This window comes from Vibrio litoralis DSM 17657 (assembly GCF_000426765.1).
Taxonomy (GTDB): domain Bacteria; phylum Pseudomonadota; class Gammaproteobacteria; order Enterobacterales; family Vibrionaceae; genus Vibrio; species Vibrio litoralis.
Map to the genome: position 1 here is coordinate 47,794 of NZ_AUFZ01000023.1, position 19,348 is coordinate 67,141.

The following is a 19,348-nucleotide window of genomic DNA, read 5'->3' on the forward strand; positions in this document are numbered from 1 at the left end:
TTTTGCTTTTCCTCGCAACTCGAAGCGAAGCGCACTCGGCTCTCGTAACCATCTTTTCCAAGCCCCGAGCAGCACAGCGCCCGAGACTCGAGAAACGCAACTATCTTTTAGTCTTCTTCAATACTCGCCAGATAATCTTCCGCACTTTGCAAGTTATCTAATTCAGAAGCGTCATCTAGCTTCACTTTAACAATCCAGCCGCCTTCATAAGATTCGCTGTTGATAAGCTCAGGGCTGTCTTCTAGTTCTTCATTGATTTCAACGATCTCACCGGTCACAGGAGCATAAATATCAGACGCCGCTTTCACCGATTCCACTAGAGAAAAGCTTTCGCCTGCATCAACAGTGTCACCAACTTCTGGTAGATCAACAAAAACCACATCGCCTAGCATTTCTTGAGCGTGTTCAGAAATACCGATGGTTACTGTACCGTCACCATTATCACGAACCCATTCGTGGCTTTCGGTAAATTTTAGTGTCATGTCCATTTTATTTGCTCCTAAAAATAGAAAGTTTTTCTAATCAATGATTTATTGCGCAATCGTTTGCCTTTAGGTTTGCAAAACGAAAACGATAATTAGTGTAGTCATTGAATGTGTATTTAAAAAGAACGGAAGTTGGCTGGAAATATTTCCTTTCAAGCCTTTACCATTCTTGCATGCGATTACCCATAACATACTTTTCACAAGTAGATTATTCAACCAAAAGTTTCCTATAAGAAACAAGATTTCCATTTTTGTTACCTACCGCACCTTTTAGGAAATAGTTTCCCTTTAATCTGATATTTTGAATCGGTAGACTGTTTAAGCAATCGTTTGCTTTGAGCCCTAGTAACTTGGGTATATCTAGTGGAGTTCTAGATTTTAAGGCTGCGAAAAAGGGATAGCACACGATAGGGGACATCGGTGAGTGTAAAAAGTGAATTAATAAATAAGCAGATGACGTTTCAGTCAGACGATCCAGAGCAAACCTTAACACCATTGAATCTAGGGCAGCGTTTGAAAGATATCCGTTTGCAGATGGGGCTAACGCTAGAAGAAGCCAGTAAGCGCACAGGGTTGGCGCGTTCGACGTTATCTAAAATCGAAAACGAGCAAATTTCCCCGACTTTTCAGGCTTTGCAAAAACTCGCCATTGGATTGGATATGCCGATCCCGCAAATTTTTGAGCCACCAAAACAAGCGAGTGCCGTTGGTCGACGTGACGTGACTTTAGCCGGTGAAGGTAAGCCTCATCCAACTACGACTTATGAGCACGAATTATTGGCGACTCAACTTTCTAATAAGAAAATGGTGCCGTTCAAAAGCCGAATTCGCTCACGCAGTTTCGATGATTATCAAGAATGGATCCGTCACGATGGCGAAGAGTTCTTACTCGTGTTGGAAGGGGAAGTGCGCTTTTATTGTGAGTTTTATGAACCGGTTGAGTTAAAACAAGGCGATAGCGTGTACTACGATGCCAGTATGGGGCATACCTTAATTTCAGTCAGTGATGACGATGCATTAATACTATGGGTCACCGCTAAATAAGCATAATGTTGTTTATTTGTTACAAAAATGAGTGTTTTTTCACACTTTTATGATTCTTACTAGGTACGATCGTTTTTCATGATTATGATGAACTCATTCAGAGCATGCTCTATGGAGTGGTTTTTGCGTGGCCCTGGTTCGATTTGTGTTCTTATATCCCCAAGTCATGTGGATATAAGCGGACATAAGTGAATAATCATAAGAGAAAGGACTTCACATGGAAGCGTTAACCAATTTTATTTCTACTGTTAATGGGGTCGTTTGGGGCGTCCCAATGTTGGTGATGATTTTAGGTGTCGGGCTATTTTTAATGCTCGGTCTAAGATTCATGCCAATTTTAAAACTGCCGCAAGGTTTTAAGTTGTTATGGAATGGGCGTACCAGCTCATCGGAAGGGGACATTACGCCATTTAATGCCTTAATGACTTCTCTTTCTGCCACCATTGGTACTGGTAATATTGCTGGTGTGGCAACTGCAATTGCACTCGGTGGTCCGGGCGCTTTGTTTTGGATGTGGTGTACCGCATTAGTGGGTATGGCAACCAAATATTCGGAAGCGGTATGTGCGGTGACCTATCGTGAAAAAGATGAGCATGGTAATTATGTCGGTGGCCCGATGTATTACATCAAAAACGGTTTGTCGAAAAAATGGGCATGGTTAGGCACCTTATTTGCCATCTTTGGTGCGATTGCCGGTTTTGGTATTGGTAACGGTGTACAAGCAAACTCGGTGGCAGACGCATTAGATAGCAACTTTGGCGTCTCCCCTGTGGTCACTGGTGTGGTGCTGATGCTGCTGGTTGGTTTGGTTCTGATTGGTGGTATTAAACGTATTTCTGAAGTGGCAGGTAAACTGGTTCCTCTAATGGCGCTGTGTTATATCGTTGCTGGTTTAGGGGTGATGATTGCTCATATTTCAGATATTCCAGCTGCGTTTTCTTTAATCATCGAAAGTGCGTTTAGCCCAGTGGCAGCGCAAGGCGGCTTTGCTGGTGCAGCAGTGTGGGCAGCAATTCGTTTTGGTGTGGCTCGTGGTGTGTTTTCCAATGAAGCCGGTCTAGGTTCTGCGCCGATTGCTCACGCAGCCGCGAAAACTAAGAACCCAGTGAAACAAGGTTTGGTTGCGATGCTTGGTACTTTCATTGATACCATCATCGTATGTTCAATTACCGGTTTTGCGATCATTTTGTCTGGCGAATGGATGTCGGGTGAAACAGGCGCATCGCTAACCTCAAGCGCATTTGGTAGCACCTTCTCATTTGGTAATGTGATTGTGGCTATCGCGTTGGCGATTTTTGCTTTCACCACCATTTTAGGTTGGAGCTTTTATTGTGAAAAGTGTGTCCAATTCTTATTTGGCACTAAAGCGATTAAACCGTTCCGTATAGTATGGGTTCTTGCCGTGCCAGTCGGTGCGATGAGCTCATTAAACTTTATTTGGCTTCTGGCCGATACCATGAACGCAATGATGGCGATTCCAAACTTAATTGCCTTGGTGTTACTAAGCCCAGTGGTATTTAAATTAACTCGTGACTATTTCTCAGGGAAAGATGTCACTATCAAAGAAACCACTGATTAATCGATCAGAGGTTGCAGTAGGCGAAAGCCCGATGGAGGATAAATGACCGATCAAGATACATGTTTGAAAACGCCGTTACATGCGGCTCACCTTGAAGCTGGTGCCAAAATGGTGCCATTTGCAGGTTACGATATGCCTGTTCAGTATCCGCTTGGCGTAAAAAAGGAACATTTGCATACTCGTGATGCAGCGGGTCTTTTTGATGTATCCCATATGGGGCAACTACGCTTAAAAGGACAAGGTGCTGCAGCGGCGTTAGAAGCATTAGTACCGGTTGATATTATCGATCTTCCATCGGGTAAACAGCGCTATGCGTTCTTTACCAATGAACAAGGCGGCATCATGGATGATCTCATGGTAGCAAACCTTGGCGATCATCTTTTTGTGGTAGTCAATGCGGCGTGTAAAGCGCAAGACATTGCTCACCTACAAGCGCATCTTCCGCAAGATGTTGAAATTGAAGTGATTGAAGACCGCGCATTGTTAGCTTTGCAAGGCCCGAAAGCGGCAGAGGTGTTAGCGCGTTTTCAACCGCAAGTTGCCGATATGCTGTTTATGGATGTGCAAGTGATCGATATCGATGGCGTGGAATGCATTGTCAGTCGTTCAGGTTACACCGGTGAAGATGGTTACGAAATTTCGGTTCCTAGTGATAAAGCGGCTGAGTTGGCGAATAAGCTGACGGCTTGTGAAGAAGTAGAATGGATTGGCCTCGGTGCGCGTGACTCACTACGTTTAGAGTGTGGTTTGTGCCTTTATGGGCATGACCTTGATACAACCACCACACCGGTTGAGGCGAGTTTGTTGTGGGGCATCAGTAAACCACGTCGCGCTGATGGTGAGCGTGCGGGTGGTTTCCCGGGGGCAGATATCATCTTAAAACAAATCGAAACTAAAGACGTTGCTCGTAAGCGTGTTGGTTTAGTGGGGCAAACCAAAGCGCCCGTTCGTGAAGGTTGTAAGCTGTTTGATGCGCAAGATAATGAAATCGGTATTGTCACCAGCGGTACTGCCGGACCAACTGCCGGCAAGCCAGTATCGATGGCTTATGTTGCCACTGAGTTTGCTGCAATTGGCACTGAGATCTTTGCTGATGTACGTGGTAAGAAATTACCAATGACAGTAGAAAAAATGCCGTTCGTACCACAGCGTTATTATCGCGGTTAATACTTCATTTGTAAGTTAAAAATACAACCAGTAGCCACAAAGGTTACTGGTTTTTTTATTATCATTTATTAATTATTTCGTTATTCTAATACTACCTACCCTGCAAAATGAGAATGATCATGACAGAATTTGAAAAAATGCTGCAAGGAGAGGATTTTGATGGCATGGATGCCAGTGTTTCAGAGGTACGCACCAAAACTGCTCAATTGAAGCTACAACTAAATCAATCGATTACCATTACAGAGCAACAAGCTATTCTTGGTCAAATGCTCGGCCAACTTGGTGAAGAAAGTATTATTACCCCGCCATTTCAGTGTGAGTTTGGTAAGCCGATTTCTATAGGTAAGAATACTTTTCTTAACATGAATGTCATCATGCTAGATAACGCACCGATCATCATTGGCGATCATGTTCTGATTGGGCCTAACGTTCAGTTTTACACTGCTAGTCATTCCCTTGATTTTGAAAGTCGCCGCCGTTGGGAAACCTTTAGTAAACCGATTGTGGTGGAAGATGATGTATGGATTGGTGGAAATAGTGTAATTTTGCAAGGAGTGACGATTGGTGCTCGTGCTGTGATTGCGGCAAACTCAGTGGTGAATAAAGATATCCCACCGGATAGCTTATACGGCGGAACACCAGTGAAGTTAATTCGCATGCTTGATTCTGATTCTTAAAGAAGGAATCAGTGTTTAGCGTTGAATTGGCTTAATAAATTCATACCGAAAGAGGCAAATGGATAAAAGAGTTTAACCTTTTTTCGATACTTAACCATGATGATGCTAGTTAAAGCCAATCCGATGCTGAGTTGGAAAGGATTATTTTTTGAATAAGCGGTGAGCGTTTTTAAGCATAAGCCAAGTGCCAATTGGCTTTCACGACTCGCCTGCATACCTTCCATTCTCTTTAATTTAATCGCGCGATTGAGTTGCTTTAGAGATGACATCGATGCCCTCCTTTAATTGAGACATCGTTTCTTGGAAGCCAAAGAATCGTATCAAGCGTTTTTGCCAAAATATCAAACCGATTAAAATAACGCCCATCGAAAATAAGAACGCCGCTATCCCGATTAATAGATTTTGGGTTAGAGCATAGGATGCTATGCCAACACACACGCACGCACTGAAGATAAACATAATAAGCAAAGGAATAAGCAAAAGTTGGCAAATGATGGATTGCTTTGCGGCAGCTAGGTTTCTTTGCACTTCGAGATAGAAAAGTTGAGCCGTAGATTCAGACCATTGCCCAACTTCTGCTATCACGCTAGAGGCTTGATTCAGTAGAGTTTTTATCTCGTCTAGTTTTTCGGTTATTCCTTGAGAGTTCGATGGTGCATCCGCTTGAAAGTCATCAGAAGGCTCGTTTTCATGCAACACTTTTTTGGTGTCTTTCATAACAAGAAATCTCTACTGATAGCTTTATTTGATAATTTTAGAAATAGCCCAGCCTGCCAAAAATGCACAGCCGACACTTAATAGTGGGTGTTCTTTGATGATATTTTCCGCTTGAGAGGCTTTATTTTTGATTTTTTCTGAACCTTCATTCAGTGATTCTTCTACTTGGTCTTTGACTGAGTCGATGGCTTCTGCGGTGGCTGCTTCAATTTTTTCTTTTGGGGTTTGATTTTTTGCTGTGACCATGTTCTAGCTCCTTTATTACATGAGATAACACTATTTAACATACAACGTTATTGATGCAATTGCGAGGCGAAAATCTATGTTACGCCATACTATTATGCTGATTATGAGGGCATTGTTAGGAGCCGTAAGGTGCAAACCAATGGCGGTTCACCTCTACGAGATACCTACTAAAATAAAGATAAGCCAAAAGAAGATACTTACGTGATTACTGCCCTTAATGGTCAAACTCTGTCTCAGTAAGTTTGAGTATTAATTGCTCTTAATATAGTTAAACAAACAATATAGTTAAACAAACGTCCAGCAGAGTTAGATTGATGGACGTTTTTATTTCTATAGCAGGTAATTAAAACCCAGCCTCTACCTCAAATACCATTCTCTCTTTGGTGTATGGATGATCAAAAGCCAACTGTTGCGCATGTAAATGCAGACGGTTGGCTTTTTCTCCATATAGGTCATCACCTGTGATTGGCATATTTAAACCATTTTGATGGGCACAATGGACTCGCAATTGATGGGTTCGACCAGTTTTAGGGTAGAGATAAACTTTACTTTTTTCTAGGCCGTCAATGGTCATTGTTTCGATTAATTGCCAATGGGTTTGCGCTGGTTTACCATGTTCGAAACACACCATTTGTCTTGGTCTATCTTCTAAATCGCCACGTAGTGGTAAATCAATATCGCCACTTTCTTCTGTTAATTTCCCATCGAGTAGGGCGACATATCTTTTTTCAACACCACGGGTAATAAATTGCTTTTGTAGGCTTTTATTGGCGCGCTTGGTGAGTGCAAAAACCAGTAAGCCAGAAGTCGACATATCCAAGCGGTGCAGCACAAACGGGCCTTCTACATCAGGGTAGAGAGCTTGCAAGCGAGTGTAGACAGAGTCTTTTACATTAACGCCGGGTACTGATAAAAACTCTGCTGGTTTGTTGACGACCACTATCGCTTCATCTTGATAAATGATGTCGATTTCTTGGCCTTCCGCGTGATTCTTAAGCAGAGGATTTTCGTCCAGCTCAATACCTTCTAGCATGTGAGAAAGAATAGGCTGGCATTTACTTTGGCAAGCAGGGTAGTACTTCTTATGTTGACGAATTTCTGATTTCGGTGAGGCTCCCCACCAAAATTCAGCTAAACAAATAGGCGCAAAGTGATGCGCGAAAGCATATTGTAGAAGCTTGGGCGCGGCACATTCTCCGGAGCCGGCTGGTGGTGTTGGATTGGCGGTAGTCTTGAAAATATCCAGTAGCGATTTGGATTGTTGGTCTCGGTTAAGAAATTGGTACTGAGCAAATAATTCTCGTTGTAGTTTGGCGGATTGTTGTTTGCGATCTTGTTTTAATTGTTCGATCACAGCCACTTTTTGTTGTAGTTGTTGTTCTGCTTCTTCTATTTGCTGTTGCCAATGGGCTTTTAAGTGCTTTTGTTGCGCTTTTTCGGCCACGCTTTGTTTGCCTAAATCCGCAAGTAAAGCTTGTATTTCATTATCTTGTAGGCTGGATTCAGCTTGTTGTCTTAATGTTTTTCTACGTTTGCGGTTTTCGACAATAGAAAGGCGCAATGCTTCGATTTCTTGTTGTGCTTGCTGGTTAAAATCACGGATAGTTTGTTGCAATAAAGCGAGTTCAGGCTCTGCTTCAAGTTGTTTGATTGTATTATTTATCACATTAATCGGCGCAGTGCCTTCAAGGAAGAAGCTGCCTTCGGTGAGCATGTCAAAAACCGGTGGTACAAAATGAGGGAGGTGATTTTTATCAGCCAGTTTTCCTGAAAATGCCGATAAAAAACCAAGCTCTCCTTGAGCGTTTTTTACTACTAGAACCCCAAACATTTTACCGGCTTCCTTGCTGCTTTCTTCAAAGCCAAAGTCATGTTGCCAATCGGTTTGAGACTCTAAATACTGCTGTAGTTGTTTGGCGGCAATTTGGCTTAACGGATGTGGCTCATAGCAAAATGGAAAGGTGAACTTTTCTGGTAAGTCGATATCAGAAACGTCAGTAGTAAAAGCGGTGAAACAAGACATAGCAGCGACTCGAATTAAATAAACGGAGTAATTGTACTGGTTTCATATTGGAATACCAATTTATACCCTTGGTGTTGGAGGATATTAAAGCTTACAAATGACAATAAAGTTCAAAACGTTTTGACGCTGTTGTGACAACTTACCTTTTGTTCTAGCAAGTTTATGCCTCAAAGTTGGCTAGGTAAGAAAAAGCAACTGTTATGCATTTAGCAATTTTGTTCTATCTTCACTATCACTTGCTCTCTATACTTTCATTATGTTTCCACTAAATAGGTTGAGTCTGTAAGCATGCAAGAACAATTTAGTTATCAAAAAAGTGCGCACACTCAAGGATTGTGTTCATTTTCTGCAAAGATCAAAGACTTTAGCTACGGTAAACATGCTCATGAAGAGTTCAGTATCGGTGTGACATGCCGTGGCCGTCAGGACTTTTTTAGTAATGGAATTTTTCATAAAAGTCAGGCAGGAAACGTGATCTTTTTTAATCCAGAACAGGTTCATGATGGGCATGCTGGAGGTGGAAAAGATATGGAGTATGAAATGGTCTACATACCTGAATCGACAATGATGAGTTTGATGCAAAGCATAGGCAATGTATCTAAAGACCAGTCTCTATTGAAAGTATCATCTTTCCATGACGCGGTTTTGCAAAAACAGATCATTTCAATTGCACGCTTGATGAACTTAGAGCAGCCACTTTCTTCACTAGAAGAAGAGCACCTGTTACTCGGCATCGCTCATTCGATTGTTCGTCTTGGAGATGGCTCTTTTATTGATAAGGTAGCTTATAGGCGAACAGATAAACTATTGGAGCAAGCAAAGGAGTTTATTCACTTTAACCTTAATCGAAAACTAGGTATTGAAGAGATTTCAAGCGCTGCCAATATGTCTAAATATCATTTCATTCGACTGTTTAACAAACAGTTTGGCATGACGCCACACCAGTATGTACTTAGCTATAAAATCAATCGTGTAAAATGCGAATTAGAATTAGGAGACAATGCAACGAATATTGCTTTTAAGTACGGTTTTTCCGATTTAAGTCATCTTAATCGTAACTTTAAGAATACGTTTGGCATCACGCCGACACAATACCAAAAACAACTCTCGCTTTAGCCTCAACTAAAGCATCTACCAAAAGATAGAACCTATGCTGGACATAATTATTTATGCTCTAGGGGTCATGTACACCCCAGGGCCAGTCAATGCTATCTGCTTAAACAGTGGCATACAGAAACAAAATTCGATATTTGGTTTTAGTCTCGGTGTCTCGATCGCCATGTTTGCATTATTCAGTGCTGTTTCGCTGATTGGTGAGACATTAATGAATAATGCTTTCTTACAATGGACAGCAATACTGGGTGCTATTTACATTCTTTGGTTGGCATACAAAATATTCTTAAGCCAAGTGGGTAAGGTTGAATTAAAGCCAAGCCAAAGCATGAATCTGCGAGACGGCTTGATGCTTCAGCTTCTTAACCCGAAAGGCATTACGGTTGTATTGCCTATTGCAACAGTTCAATTTCCATCAGCAGGTATTACAGGCGGGTACATCTTTTTATGGTGCGCTATTTTGGCACTACTTGCGTTTGGTGCTCCTACTGTTTACTACATCGCTGGACGTCTTATTGGCAAAAAGATAAACGAAACTGACTATTTAGTTGTAATGAATAAGCTAATGGCAGTGTTGTTACTGTTTGTTGGCTTAAAGATGGGTGTACCGCCCGTCATTGATTTAGTGTTCTGATTAATAAGAGGTTATATGCAATTTGATTCTAAGTTTGTCATTGTTGTGGCAGAGGACTTACCAGTATGGCAGAAATTGAATGTTGTAAGTTTTTTATCTGGTGGCATCACTTCGACATCAGCGGTTAAGACTGGAGAACGATATGTGGATGGGAGTAACAGCACCTACCTACCGCTTTGTATTCAGCCAGCAATTGTACTTAAAGTGAAGAGAAGTAAACTGCCTACTTTTATTCAACGCGCTAATCGTGCAAACATTGAAACCGCAATATTCATCGAAGATATGTTCGCAACGGGTCATGATGAAGCTAATCGAAGCACCGTTCGTTACTATGATACGGAAAGCTTACCCCTAGTCGGGATTGCTATGTGTGCAGAGAAAAAATTAGTGGATAAAGTGGTCAAAGGTGCGAAGCTTCACGATTAGGGTTGAAGTAGATTATATCTGTAATAACACTAATCTAGGATAACGAGCCAGAAAAAAGTCTGGCTCATTTTTGTCCGGCGCTAATTAAGCGGAATCATTGCTCCAAAATTGTTAAAAATAATTGTATCTTACGGCCTTTATAGTACGCATTTAACTTACGAAAATTTATCAAAAACTAACAGCTAGTAGTGTGTAATGGAGAATTGATTGTGAAACAAAATAAATATGACGATCCTGCTTTTTTTGAGGCTTACTCCAAGATGCCGCGATCGATAGACGGCCTAAAATCAGCTGGTGAATGGGAGATATTTCGTACTAATTTACCTGAATTGTCTGAAAAAAAAGTGCTCGATTTAGGTTGTGGTTACGGATGGCACTGTCAATATGCAGTTGAACAAGGAGCTGACATTGTTGTAGGTATCGATTTATCAAAAAAAATGTTGATGAAAGCCCGTGAATTAACGGACAAAGGAAAAGTTACTTTCGAGCAATGTGCGATAGAAGATTTTGAGGCAGATGAAGCATCATTTGACGTAATATTGAGTTCCCTTGCTTTGCATTACGTTGAAGACATTAGTTCGGTTTTCCATAAAGCATCAAAGTTATTAAAATCTAAAGGTGTTCTCTGTTATTCGGTTGAACATCCAATTTTTACTTCAAATAGCTCTCAAGATTGGCATTACGAAAATAGCAAAGTTCAACATTGGCCTTTGGATAACTATTTTCATGAGGGGCAAAGAGTAACTGAATTTCTAGGAAGCGAAGTCATTAAATATCATCGTACAATAGAACATAATATATCTGCTTTGTTGTCAGAAGGATTTGAAATTCTAGCGGTACTAGAGCCTAAACCATCGGATGAAATGGTGGCAAAAATGGGTTGGCATGATGAATTGAGAAGACCAATGATGTTAATAATAAAAGCTATGAAAAAGTGAATCCATACAAATACTTAAGATACTTGATAATGCTTTTTTTAATCGGACAAAAGCCATTTAATAAATGGCTTTTGTCCAAAAATGAGCTTCAAACTTTAATGTCTTTTTATCCTTAGAACTTGAAGCAGCAGCTTTGTTACCGGCGTTAGGTAGGGACTTCATTCACTTGTTGCCTTACTACAACCTCAATTATTTTAGTTATATTTATTTAGAAACGAAAAAAACCGCGAGCCATACAATATGATTCGCGGTTTACACTGTAAAGTAATGCTTAGAATTTAAGCTAAGCAGTTAAGCGATAACCGCCTTAGCTTCAGCCTTGGTTTTCAAGAAGGCATAAGTCACGCCTGTTACTACCGTACCGGCAATAATTGCTACAAGGTATAAAAGCACTGGTGAAATCGCATTTGGAATTAGCAGTACAAACAAGCCGCCGTGTGGTGCCATTAGTTTTGCACCAAATAGCATAGAGAGTGCGCCGGTTAATGCGCCGCCCGCCATACAGCTTGGGATAACACGCATTGGATCTTTCGCGGCAAATGGAATCGCACCTTCTGAGATAAAGCACAGACCAAGAACAAATGATGCTTTACCTGCTTCACGTTCGGATTGAGCAAATTTATCTTTGGCTAAGAATGTCGCTAGACCCATACCCAGCGCTGGAACCATACCAGCCGCCATTACCGCCGCCATTGGCGCGTAAGTTTGCGATGCTAATAGACCAACCCCAAATGTGTAAGCCGCTTTGTTGATTGGACCACCTAGGTCGAAACACATCATGCAGCCTAGGATAATACCAAGCAGTACCGCGTTAGCTGAACCCATGTTGTTTAGGAACTCAGTCATTGCAGTCATGATGCCTGAAACCGGGCCACCAACGACGTAGATCATCACAAGACCAGTAAACAAGCTCGCTAATAATGGAATGATCAGAATTGGTTTTAACGCTTCCATTGATTGCGGAAGTTTCACTTTCTCAGCAATAAATTTAGCTGCGTAACCCGCTAGGAAACCGGCAATGATACCGCCGATGAAGCCTGCGCCGGTTGAGCTAGCAAGCATACCGCCAATTAAACCAGGAGCTAAACCTGGGCGATCGGCAATGGAGAACGCAATGAAACCAGCGAGAACCGGGATCATTAATGCAAAGGCTGAACCACCACCAATTGTCATTAAGGCTGCGGCTAGTGTGCCTTCTTCTTTAAAGGCCTCGATACCGAACACAAATGAAAGCGCGATAGCCAAACCACCGGCAACTACTAATGGCAGCATGTGAGAAACACCGGTCATTAAGTGTTTGTAGACGCCAGCTTTTTCTTCTGAAGAAGAACTAGAAGCGCTTGATTGTTGACCGGCTTGATGTGGTGTAGCTTGCTCAAAGGCTTTGGCAAACTCTTGCTCAGTTTTCTTTAGGGCTAGGCCGGTACTGGTTTTATACAGAGGCTTGCCTGCGAAACGATCCAGTGGAACTTCTATATCTGCTGCAATGATCACGAGATCCGCTTCTGCGATATCTTGCTCTGTTAGTTGGTTTTTTGCACCAACTGAACCACGGGTTTCTACTTTAATTTGGTGACCGAGTTTGGCGCCAGTTTCTTCTAGTGCTTCGGCCGCCATAAAGGTATGAGCAACACCTGTTGGGCAAGCAGTAATCGCAACGATTTTGGTTGTTTTTGAGTTTGATACAGATTCCGCTACTGGGGCTGAACCTTGCTCTAAAAGCGAGGCTTTCTTAACGGCGCTTTCTAGCCAAGCTTGAGTGTCAGTTAGGCTCGAATTAATGTCGCCTTGATAAACTTTTTTACCCGTAAAGCGAGTCGTATCAACAGCAGTATTCGCTGCGATGACAATCACTTCTGCATCATCAATTTGTTGTTGCGTCAGAGATTGATGTGGAATAACACTCGACTGGCATTCCACTGTGGCATTCCAGTTTAGATCTTTCGCGGCTTGTTCTAATAAACCTGCGGCGATAATGCTGTTGGCAACGCCACTTGGGCATGCAGTTATAATGGCAATATTCATAGGTAATTCCCTTATATCGCTTTAATGCGAATTTTTTGTTGTAGGTTGTTCACGGGAGTAAGATCAGTTACTCCAACACCAATTTGAGTGACAGCGAGTGCCGACAGTGCCGTGGCAAAGCTTAAAACTTTTTCTTGTGGCCAATTGTCTTTGTCCAAATCTTGATTCAGGTGGCCCCACGTAAGTCCGGCAACCAAGGTGTCACCCGCGCCAACGGTGCTCACTACTTCCATTCGAGGCGGTTCCGCTTGTAGCCATTGACCTTGGTTTAACCACATCACGCCTTTTTCACCCATCGACACCACAATGTTATCGATGCCTTTTGATTCCAAAGTTTGCGCGGCTTGTTGGCAATCTTCGATACTGTGTAGCTCTTTTCCAATCAGTTCTGAAAGCTCTTCATCATTGGGCTTAATGAGCCACGGATGAGAGTTCAGCCCTGCTTTTAATGCTTGACGACTACTATCAAAAATCACTTTTTTGCCTTTTTGGTGTAGCGATTCAATCCACTCGGCACAAAGCTCTGGGCTAATACCACGGGGTAGGCTACCAGCCATCACAAAGTAATCATGATCTTGGGCGAGCTCATCAAGGGTGGCTTCGAAGGCTTCAATTGCGGTTTGATCGACTTCGACCCCCGGGAAGTTAATGTCACTTACCTCACTGGCTTGATCGACCAATTTGACATTGATGCGAGTGGCACCAGAAACGCGAATAAAACGGTCGCTAGCATTAATCTCTTTAAATAACTGACAAAATGCTTCTTGATTATCGGCACCTAAAAAGCCAGTAACCGTGACATCGGCACCTAAATCAGAAAGCACTTTCGCGACATTTACGCCCTTACCAGCAGGGTGCAATGTGCTGCTCGATACTAAGCTAACGCTACCTACATTGAGGTTATCGGCTAAGTGACCCGTCAAATCGAGTGCTGGGTTTAGGGTAATGGTGACCACTTTTTTGGATGACGTGTTTTTGATAGACATAGTTACTTCCTTAACCTTCACCAAGGCCTGATTCAATTGCTTTACCAATTGAAGTAAGTGCTAACTCTGCATCAGCGCCATCGGCAGTAAATTGTAGGCGGTGGCCATGTTTTACGCCTAACGCGATAACCTTCATTAAGCTTTTAGCATTTACACTGCCGCCTTCGCCATCTAAGTTTTCAACGCGAATCGCAGATTCAAACTTCTTAGCTTCGGCTACTAACATCGCGCCAGGGCGAGCGTGTAAACCGTGGGTGTTTTTGATTTTAAATGTCGCGCTATTGGCGGCTTCTTCGCTCATTTCTGGTGCTTTTTCAGATAGGTCGAATAGCTCAAGTAGTTGATTGCTATCGCCCTCTAAAATCTCATTTTGACGCTTAGATAAGATTAATTGAGTCAGTTTATAAAGCAGTGGCTTATGGCTGGCATTACAAGCGGCAAAAGCAATTAACCCTTTGACTGGTTTGCCTTCAAATTCACAATCATTAGCGGTTGAAACAAATGACATCGCAGAGCGATTAACGCCGGCACCACCACTGATTAACCATAGGCCGTTACCTAGATCGGTTGGCGTTTTGGTGATGATCTCTGAAATGTATTCATCAGTCGTGCAACCTGTATTACGAAGTAGGCCACCGGCGACAGCAGTCATTTGCAGCATATCACTGGCTGGAAATTTCAACTGAATTAATGAAGCGTCAAAATCTGCCATTAACTGAGTTTGGCCATTTAACACATTGATGATGTCTTGCTCGGTTTTGGCATCTTTCAGCGCGGTTTCAACACCATCGGCAGAAAGTACTTTGGTCAGTTGTTTTAAGATGCCCAAGTGCTCGTCAGATTTTGCAGCAATACCAATCGCCACATAAACCGTACCATTTCCCCAATCCACACCTTCTGGGAAGTGATGCACACTCACGCCGGTTTTTTGCACTAGGCCACGTGTATCGGTAGTGCCGTGTGGAATGGCGATACCATTGCCTAAAAAGGTTGAAGATTGTCCTTCACGAGTCAGCATGCCTTCGACATAGCCGGATTCCACATAACCTTGTTGAGTTAATGTGGCGGCAATATTTTTAATGGCTGCAGTCTTGTCTGATGCCGTTTGAGCAAGCGTCACTTCTTGAGGTGTTAAAATAAGCATTGTCGTGCCTCTGTTTGTTTGGGAGCCGATATCTATACCCGTCGTACTTGAAGCTGCAGCTTTGTTGCCGGCGTTCATTCGCCCCAATCACATAGGCGAGCTATGCTCATGGGGCCTCATTCACTTGTCGCCTCACTGCAACTTCAATTACTTTGGGTAATTTATCAATGGTAGTAGTTCAGCTCTCTAATTATGTATGGCTGAATCGATTCAGCTGTTTAGTAAAAAAATTCAGCGAATCATGTCTTGTCTTCAATTAGGGTTAAAAATTCTTATTTATACAGCTTAGTAGATAAGAGATTTTTTAGTTAATGTGACCAGACTTCAAATTTGCTGAATTCTTTCAGCTTTTATACTGAATCGATTCAGCTTATAATTCAAATAACATAATGATCGGAACGATAGATTTTTGATCCAGTGCACAGAACCGTGAGTGAAAGGGGTTAACCAGATGACACTTGATGAAATAGCCAAACTGGCAGGCGTGTCAAAAACCACCGCCAGTTATGTCATTAATGGCAAGGCAACCAAATACCGGATTAGCCAGAAAACTCAGCAAAAAGTAATGGCGGTAGTAGAAGAACATCAATATCAACCGGATCATGCCGCTTCTTCTTTACGTGCCGGGCAAAGCCGTTCATTTGGGCTTGTGATCCCTGATTTAGAAAACAACAGTTATGCGCGTCTTGCTAAATTATTGGAATTTAATTCTCGTCAGGCGGGCTATCAAATTTTGATTGGCAGTTCTGATGACGATCCGGAAACTGAAAAGTCAGTGGTCAATGCTTTAGTTAGTCGTCGAATCGATGCGTTGTTTGTCGCAAGTTCTATTCCAGATGCCAATGAGTTTTACACTAGCATTCAAAAGCGCGGAATTCCTGTGATTGCGCTCGACCGACCATTAGATGATGAATATTTTAGCTGCGTGATCAGTGAAGATTTTGAGGGTGCTCTGAGCTTAACCTCTTCGGTATTGTTTGATGGTGTTGCCTCGGTGGGGTTGATTGGTGCGTTGCCCGATTTGAATATATCGAAAGAGCGTCAACTTGGCTTTGAAGCGGCTGTTCGTCAACATGATAAGCCTTTAGAGATCCATATCGAGTATGGCGCGCTGTTTAATTCTCAAACTGGTCGAGCAGCGATGCAAAAATGGCTAGATCAAGGCACTATGCCAGACGCGATCATTACCACCTCGTACACTTTGCTTGAAGGTGTGCTTGATGTGTTATTCGAACACCCAGAACTGATGAGTAAAATTAACGTTGCCACTTATGGTGACAATCGCTTGTTGGATTTCTTACCGATAAAAATCAACTCGTTATCCCAACGTTTTGAAACCATTGCTGACAGCGCGTTAGAGCTTGCCCTTAATGCTTCCGCGAAACGCTATAAGCCCGGAGTAGAGCTGGTGGCACGTAGGTTGAAGGTCAGAAATAGAGTGGTCTGAATGGATTGAAATACTATTCTGAAGTTACTTGAGGATAAAAGTATGAGGGAGCCACGGAAGCCTTATGCTATTATGCACATGAGTTTATTTTTATTTCTTTTGGAGCACCCCTTTGCAGTTTAAAGATCTTGGTTTAGATAATCGTCTACTGAAAAACCTACAACACTACAATTTTGCACAAGCAACGGATATTCAGCGTCAAGCGATTCCGGTTGCGATTGCAGGTAAAGACTTATTGGCTTCATCCAAGACGGGTTCGGGTAAAACATTAGCCTTTGTTTTGCCTATGCTACATAAAGCGTTAAAAACAAAATCCCTTTCAGCGAAAGATCCGCGTGGTGTGATTTTAGCTCCAACTCGTGAGCTAGCGAAACAAGTATTCGGTGAGCTGAAAGCCATGTTAGGTGGTCTTTCTTACACTGGCACTTTGATTGTTGGTGGCGAAAACTTTAATGACCAAGTGAAAGCACTGCGTAAATATCCGAAATTTATCGTGGCAACACCTGGCCGTTTAGCCGACCACCTTGAACATCGTTCTTTATATTTAGAAGGTGTTGAAACGCTGGTTCTTGATGAAGCAGACCGCATGCTAGACCTAGGTTTTGCTCCAGAATTACGCCGTATTCATAATGCTGCTAAACACCGTCGTCGTCAGACCTTAATGTTCTCAGCAACACTCGATCACGCTGAAGTAAGCGGCTTGTCTAATGAAATGCTAACGGATCCAAAGCGCATTTCAATTGGCTTATCAGCGGAAGAACATAAAGATATCGACCAATCATTTTATCTTTGTGATCATCTCGATCATAAAGAAGCGATTCTTGACCGACTTCTTGAAGAAGCGGAATACAAGCAAGTGATTATCTTCACCGCAACCCGTAGTGATACGGAGCGTTTAACCATTAAGCTGAATGAGAAAAAGCTCAAAGCGGTGGCGTTAAGTGGTGGGTTAAATCAGACTCAGCGTAATAACATCATGAGTCAGTTTGAGCGTGCCGTTCATAAGATTCTTGTAACGACCGATATAGCATCTCGTGGTCTTGATATTGCTAACGTAACCCACGTGATTAACTTTGATATGCCAAAACATACTGAAGAATACGTTCACCGTGTGGGGCGTACGGGGCGTGCTGGTAATAAAGGTACGGCGATCTCATTAGTTGGCCCGAAAGACTGGGTGAGCTTTAAGAATGTCGAAACCTACCTACAGCAAGATTTGACCTTCTCAGTACTTGAAGGCTTGAAAGGTAAATTTAAAGGCATTAAGCCACGCAAACCTTTTGTGAAGAAAGGCGCGGCGAGTGCGAAGAAAGTAACTAAGAAATCGAATACAGCTAAGAAGCCAGTGAAACGCGATAAGAGCTTCTATAAAAATGTCGATGTTGGTGAACAAGTCTTCATGATCAAGAAGAAAAAGAAACCAGTCGTTGATGACGAATAAGGTTTGAATTAGCCAAATAAAAGAAGGGCTTATCTACTTTAACTAGAAAGAGTAGATAAGCCCTTTTTATATCCTTGGTACTTGAAGTTACAGCTTTGTTGATGGCACTCATTCGCCTCGCTGTAACTTCAATGGCTGGTTGAAATAGGTATTACTTTGCTTGAATAATCGCTTGTAGGAAACGTTGCTTAGTTTCACTGTCGGCCTTTTCATACCAGTAGTGCAGCATTTGTTCTTCAGTAGTTTTGTACTGGCTGTTAGCCGGCATTTGTGGTGGAGCTGCGGCTGTTGTAGCTACTGCAGCGGTTGCTGGCGCGATGGCTGCTACGGCACCGGTTTTGTTGTAAGCAACTGATTCTTGATCGTAGTTACGACCAAGCTGCACACCCGGCTTTAACAACTTATCTTGTTTCACTTCGATAGCATTGCCATCTTCATCAACCAATTTCCAATCTGGGTTACGGTCAAAGTCTCGTGCGAGATCGGCATTACGGTATTTAGGAAGGTCAAAATTTAACTCAGTATCTGAGGCCGTAAATTTGGTGATGATGGCATCAGTAGTAACAGTTGTTTGATCGTTACCTTGTTTGAATACTGGGCTATAACGGAAGACTATTTGGTTTTCGCCATCCGGTAAAGTGATAGATTTAGTGCTTGAGAAAAAACCACCTTCAATCTCTGCTTCTTGGCCATTGGCTGCTAATACATCGACTTCAGAAGGGATATTAATGACAACATTAGCTAAAGCGGAAGAACTTAAGCCGAGTAGGACACAAAGTGTTATTGGTTTTAAAAGTACACGTTTCAGGGCCATTATTATTTCCTTGTAGATTTAAGTGATTTCACATAAAGCGCGGTAAAGTTAAATCTCTACTAACGAAACAAAGGCCTCATAGCAGAGGCCTTTTGTATATTAAAGAATCAGTTATTTTTTTGCGTTTGTGTGCTGTAGTTTGTCTGCTTCAGTCAGTTCGCGGATTTTACGGCTGATTTCACGACGTTGTTTAGAAATTTCAGCGCCTTTGATGATGTGATCATCAACACGGTCTTCATAATCAGCTTTCATGTTCTTGATGATTTCAACGATTTCTTCGTGAGTCATTCCTGCGTGAATGTAATCAAGTAGATTATCTAGCAGATCAACACGCTTGCGGTTATCACGAATTTTCTTTTCATTATCAAGAATTTCACGTTTTAGTTTATTCTTGCGACGAGCTTGGTTTACGATTTCAAATACGTTAGCCATAGTTTCTTCC

At 42.3% G+C, this 19,348-nt stretch carries 20 protein-coding genes; 10 read left to right on the forward strand and 10 right to left on the reverse strand.

Going from position 1 to position 19,348, the window contains the following annotated elements:
• Positions 1 to 107: 107 nt before the first annotated feature.
• Positions 108 to 488 carry a glycine cleavage system protein GcvH gene (gene gcvH, locus K358_RS0109795; RefSeq protein ID WP_027696651.1) on the reverse strand — a complete coding sequence of 127 codons (381 nt, stop codon included), beginning with the start codon at positions 486 to 488 and terminating at the stop codon, positions 108 to 110.
• 450 nt (positions 489 to 938) lie between these two features.
• On the opposite strand from gcvH, the gene K358_RS0109805 reads away from it, so the two are divergent.
• The 4 genes from K358_RS0109805 (at position 939) to K358_RS0109820 (ending at position 4,952) form a co-directional block, all read left to right on the forward strand.
• Positions 939 to 1,529: a helix-turn-helix domain-containing protein gene (locus tag K358_RS0109805; RefSeq protein WP_038150079.1), complete on the forward strand. Its 591-nt coding sequence runs from the start codon at positions 939 to 941 to the stop codon at positions 1,527 to 1,529.
• A 217-nt stretch (positions 1,530 to 1,746) separates the two neighbouring features.
• On the forward strand, positions 1,747 to 3,108 hold the full coding sequence (locus tag K358_RS0109810) for an alanine/glycine:cation symporter family protein (RefSeq protein ID WP_027696654.1): 1,362 nt from the start codon (positions 1,747 to 1,749) through the stop codon (positions 3,106 to 3,108).
• 42 nt (positions 3,109 to 3,150) lie between these two features.
• Positions 3,151 to 4,275 carry a glycine cleavage system aminomethyltransferase GcvT gene (gene gcvT / locus K358_RS0109815; protein ID WP_027696655.1) on the forward strand — a complete coding sequence of 375 codons (1,125 nt, stop codon included), beginning with the start codon at positions 3,151 to 3,153 and terminating at the stop codon, positions 4,273 to 4,275.
• Between the two features lie 119 nt (positions 4,276 to 4,394).
• A complete protein-coding gene (locus K358_RS0109820; RefSeq protein ID WP_027696656.1) occupies positions 4,395 to 4,952 on the forward strand; it encodes a sugar O-acetyltransferase in 558 nt (185 codons plus the stop codon).
• An 8-nt stretch (positions 4,953 to 4,960) separates the two neighbouring features.
• Here the strand turns inward: K358_RS0109820 and K358_RS0109825 are convergent, their stop codons facing one another.
• The 4 genes from K358_RS0109825 to K358_RS0109840 all read right to left on the reverse strand — a co-directional run bounded on the left by K358_RS0109825 (position 4,961) and on the right by K358_RS0109840 (position 7,938).
• Positions 4,961 to 5,221, reverse strand: a complete 261-nt coding sequence (locus tag K358_RS0109825; protein ID WP_027696657.1) for a hypothetical protein — start codon at positions 5,219 to 5,221, stop codon at positions 4,961 to 4,963.
• Positions 5,187 to 5,669 (reverse strand): hypothetical protein, encoded by a 483-nt coding sequence (locus K358_RS18335; protein WP_027696658.1) that lies wholly within the window; start codon positions 5,667 to 5,669, stop codon positions 5,187 to 5,189. The genes K358_RS0109825 and K358_RS18335 overlap by 35 nt, the downstream gene beginning before the upstream one ends.
• 24 nt (positions 5,670 to 5,693) lie before the next feature.
• A complete protein-coding gene (locus tag K358_RS0109835; RefSeq protein ID WP_027696659.1) occupies positions 5,694 to 5,915 on the reverse strand; it encodes a hypothetical protein in 222 nt (73 codons plus the stop codon).
• Between the two features lie 343 nt (positions 5,916 to 6,258).
• The gene (locus tag K358_RS0109840; RefSeq protein WP_027696660.1) at positions 6,259 to 7,938 is read right to left on the reverse strand and encodes an RluA family pseudouridine synthase; all 1,680 of its coding nucleotides are present in this window, start codon (positions 7,936 to 7,938) and stop codon (positions 6,259 to 6,261) included.
• Between the two features lie 288 nt (positions 7,939 to 8,226).
• On the opposite strand from K358_RS0109840, the gene K358_RS0109845 reads away from it, so the two are divergent.
• The 4 genes from K358_RS0109845 to K358_RS0109860 all read left to right on the forward strand — a co-directional run bounded on the left by K358_RS0109845 (position 8,227) and on the right by K358_RS0109860 (position 11,049).
• Positions 8,227 to 9,054, forward strand: a complete 828-nt coding sequence (locus K358_RS0109845) for a helix-turn-helix domain-containing protein (RefSeq protein WP_027696661.1) — start codon at positions 8,227 to 8,229, stop codon at positions 9,052 to 9,054.
• Between the two features lie 34 nt (positions 9,055 to 9,088).
• A complete protein-coding gene (locus tag K358_RS0109850; RefSeq protein WP_027696662.1) occupies positions 9,089 to 9,685 on the forward strand; it encodes a LysE family translocator in 597 nt (198 codons plus the stop codon).
• A 15-nt stretch (positions 9,686 to 9,700) separates the two neighbouring features.
• Positions 9,701 to 10,111, forward strand: a complete 411-nt coding sequence (locus K358_RS0109855) for a DUF2000 family protein (RefSeq protein WP_027696663.1) — start codon at positions 9,701 to 9,703, stop codon at positions 10,109 to 10,111.
• A 209-nt stretch (positions 10,112 to 10,320) separates the two neighbouring features.
• Entirely contained in the window at positions 10,321 to 11,049 is a 729-nt protein-coding gene (locus tag K358_RS0109860) for a class I SAM-dependent methyltransferase (RefSeq protein WP_027696664.1), read from the forward strand.
• Between the two features lie 291 nt (positions 11,050 to 11,340).
• Here K358_RS0109860 and fruA read toward each other — a convergent pair whose 3' ends face one another.
• Genes fruA through fruB form a run of 3 tightly spaced genes read right to left on the reverse strand, consistent with a single transcriptional unit; the run spans position 11,341 to position 15,204 of the window.
• On the reverse strand, positions 11,341 to 13,074 hold the full coding sequence (gene fruA / locus K358_RS0109870) for a PTS fructose transporter subunit IIBC (protein ID WP_027696665.1): 1,734 nt from the start codon (positions 13,072 to 13,074) through the stop codon (positions 11,341 to 11,343).
• An 11-nt stretch (positions 13,075 to 13,085) separates the two neighbouring features.
• A complete protein-coding gene (pfkB, locus tag K358_RS0109875) occupies positions 13,086 to 14,060 on the reverse strand; it encodes a 1-phosphofructokinase (protein WP_038150059.1) in 975 nt (324 codons plus the stop codon).
• 10 nt (positions 14,061 to 14,070) lie between these two features.
• Positions 14,071 to 15,204, reverse strand: coding sequence for a fused PTS fructose transporter subunit IIA/HPr protein (gene fruB / locus K358_RS0109880; RefSeq protein WP_027696667.1), 1,134 nt, complete (start codon positions 15,202 to 15,204; stop codon positions 14,071 to 14,073).
• Positions 15,205 to 15,655: 451 nt separating this feature from the next.
• Between fruB and cra the strand changes: the two genes are divergently transcribed.
• Positions 15,656 to 16,651: a catabolite repressor/activator gene (cra, locus tag K358_RS0109885; RefSeq protein ID WP_027696668.1), complete on the forward strand. Its 996-nt coding sequence runs from the start codon at positions 15,656 to 15,658 to the stop codon at positions 16,649 to 16,651.
• Positions 16,652 to 16,763: 112 nt separating this feature from the next.
• Complete coding sequence (locus K358_RS0109890) at positions 16,764 to 18,092, forward strand: DEAD/DEAH box helicase (protein WP_027696669.1); 1,329 nt, start codon at positions 16,764 to 16,766, stop codon at positions 18,090 to 18,092.
• A 151-nt stretch (positions 18,093 to 18,243) separates the two neighbouring features.
• Here the strand turns inward: K358_RS0109890 and K358_RS0109895 are convergent, their stop codons facing one another.
• Together K358_RS0109895 and K358_RS0109900 are read right to left on the reverse strand one after the other, a co-directional pair.
• Entirely contained in the window at positions 18,244 to 18,906 is a 663-nt protein-coding gene (locus K358_RS0109895; RefSeq protein ID WP_027696670.1) for a DUF2057 family protein, read from the reverse strand.
• A 111-nt stretch (positions 18,907 to 19,017) separates the two neighbouring features.
• On the reverse strand, positions 19,018 to 19,338 hold the full coding sequence (locus K358_RS0109900) for a DUF496 family protein (RefSeq protein WP_027696671.1): 321 nt from the start codon (positions 19,336 to 19,338) through the stop codon (positions 19,018 to 19,020).
• Positions 19,339 to 19,348: the final 10 nt, after the last annotated feature.

Excerpts from the sequence above, each read along its gene's own strand:
- gcvH (WP_027696651.1), bottom strand. The coding sequence starts at position 488 with ATGGACATGACACTAAAATTTACCGAAAGCCACGAATGGGTTCGTGAT.
- cra (WP_027696668.1), top strand. The coding sequence starts at position 15,656 with ATGACACTTGATGAAATAGCCAAACTGGCAGGCGTGTCAAAAACCACC.
- K358_RS18335 (WP_027696658.1), bottom strand. The coding sequence starts at position 5,669 with ATGAAAGACACCAAAAAAGTGTTGCATGAAAACGAGCCTTCTGATGAC.
- fruB (WP_027696667.1), bottom strand. The coding sequence starts at position 15,204 with ATGCTTATTTTAACACCTCAAGAAGTGACGCTTGCTCAAACGGCATCA.
- K358_RS0109850 (WP_027696662.1), top strand. The coding sequence starts at position 9,089 with ATGCTGGACATAATTATTTATGCTCTAGGGGTCATGTACACCCCAGGG.
- K358_RS0109895 (WP_027696670.1), bottom strand. The coding sequence starts at position 18,906 with ATGGCCCTGAAACGTGTACTTTTAAAACCAATAACACTTTGTGTCCTA.
- K358_RS0109810 (WP_027696654.1), top strand. The coding sequence starts at position 1,747 with ATGGAAGCGTTAACCAATTTTATTTCTACTGTTAATGGGGTCGTTTGG.
- K358_RS0109820 (WP_027696656.1), top strand. The coding sequence starts at position 4,395 with ATGACAGAATTTGAAAAAATGCTGCAAGGAGAGGATTTTGATGGCATG.
- K358_RS0109845 (WP_027696661.1), top strand. The coding sequence starts at position 8,227 with ATGCAAGAACAATTTAGTTATCAAAAAAGTGCGCACACTCAAGGATTG.
- K358_RS0109840 (WP_027696660.1), bottom strand. The coding sequence starts at position 7,938 with ATGTCTTGTTTCACCGCTTTTACTACTGACGTTTCTGATATCGACTTA.
- K358_RS0109825 (WP_027696657.1), bottom strand. The coding sequence starts at position 5,221 with ATGTCATCTCTAAAGCAACTCAATCGCGCGATTAAATTAAAGAGAATG.
- gcvT (WP_027696655.1), top strand. The coding sequence starts at position 3,151 with ATGACCGATCAAGATACATGTTTGAAAACGCCGTTACATGCGGCTCAC.
- K358_RS0109835 (WP_027696659.1), bottom strand. The coding sequence starts at position 5,915 with ATGGTCACAGCAAAAAATCAAACCCCAAAAGAAAAAATTGAAGCAGCC.
- fruA (WP_027696665.1), bottom strand. The coding sequence starts at position 13,074 with ATGAATATTGCCATTATAACTGCATGCCCAAGTGGCGTTGCCAACAGC.
- pfkB (WP_038150059.1), bottom strand. The coding sequence starts at position 14,060 with ATGTCTATCAAAAACACGTCATCCAAAAAAGTGGTCACCATTACCCTA.
- K358_RS0109855 (WP_027696663.1), top strand. The coding sequence starts at position 9,701 with ATGCAATTTGATTCTAAGTTTGTCATTGTTGTGGCAGAGGACTTACCA.
- K358_RS0109900 (WP_027696671.1), bottom strand. The coding sequence starts at position 19,338 with ATGGCTAACGTATTTGAAATCGTAAACCAAGCTCGTCGCAAGAATAAA.
- K358_RS0109805 (WP_038150079.1), top strand. The coding sequence starts at position 939 with ATGACGTTTCAGTCAGACGATCCAGAGCAAACCTTAACACCATTGAAT.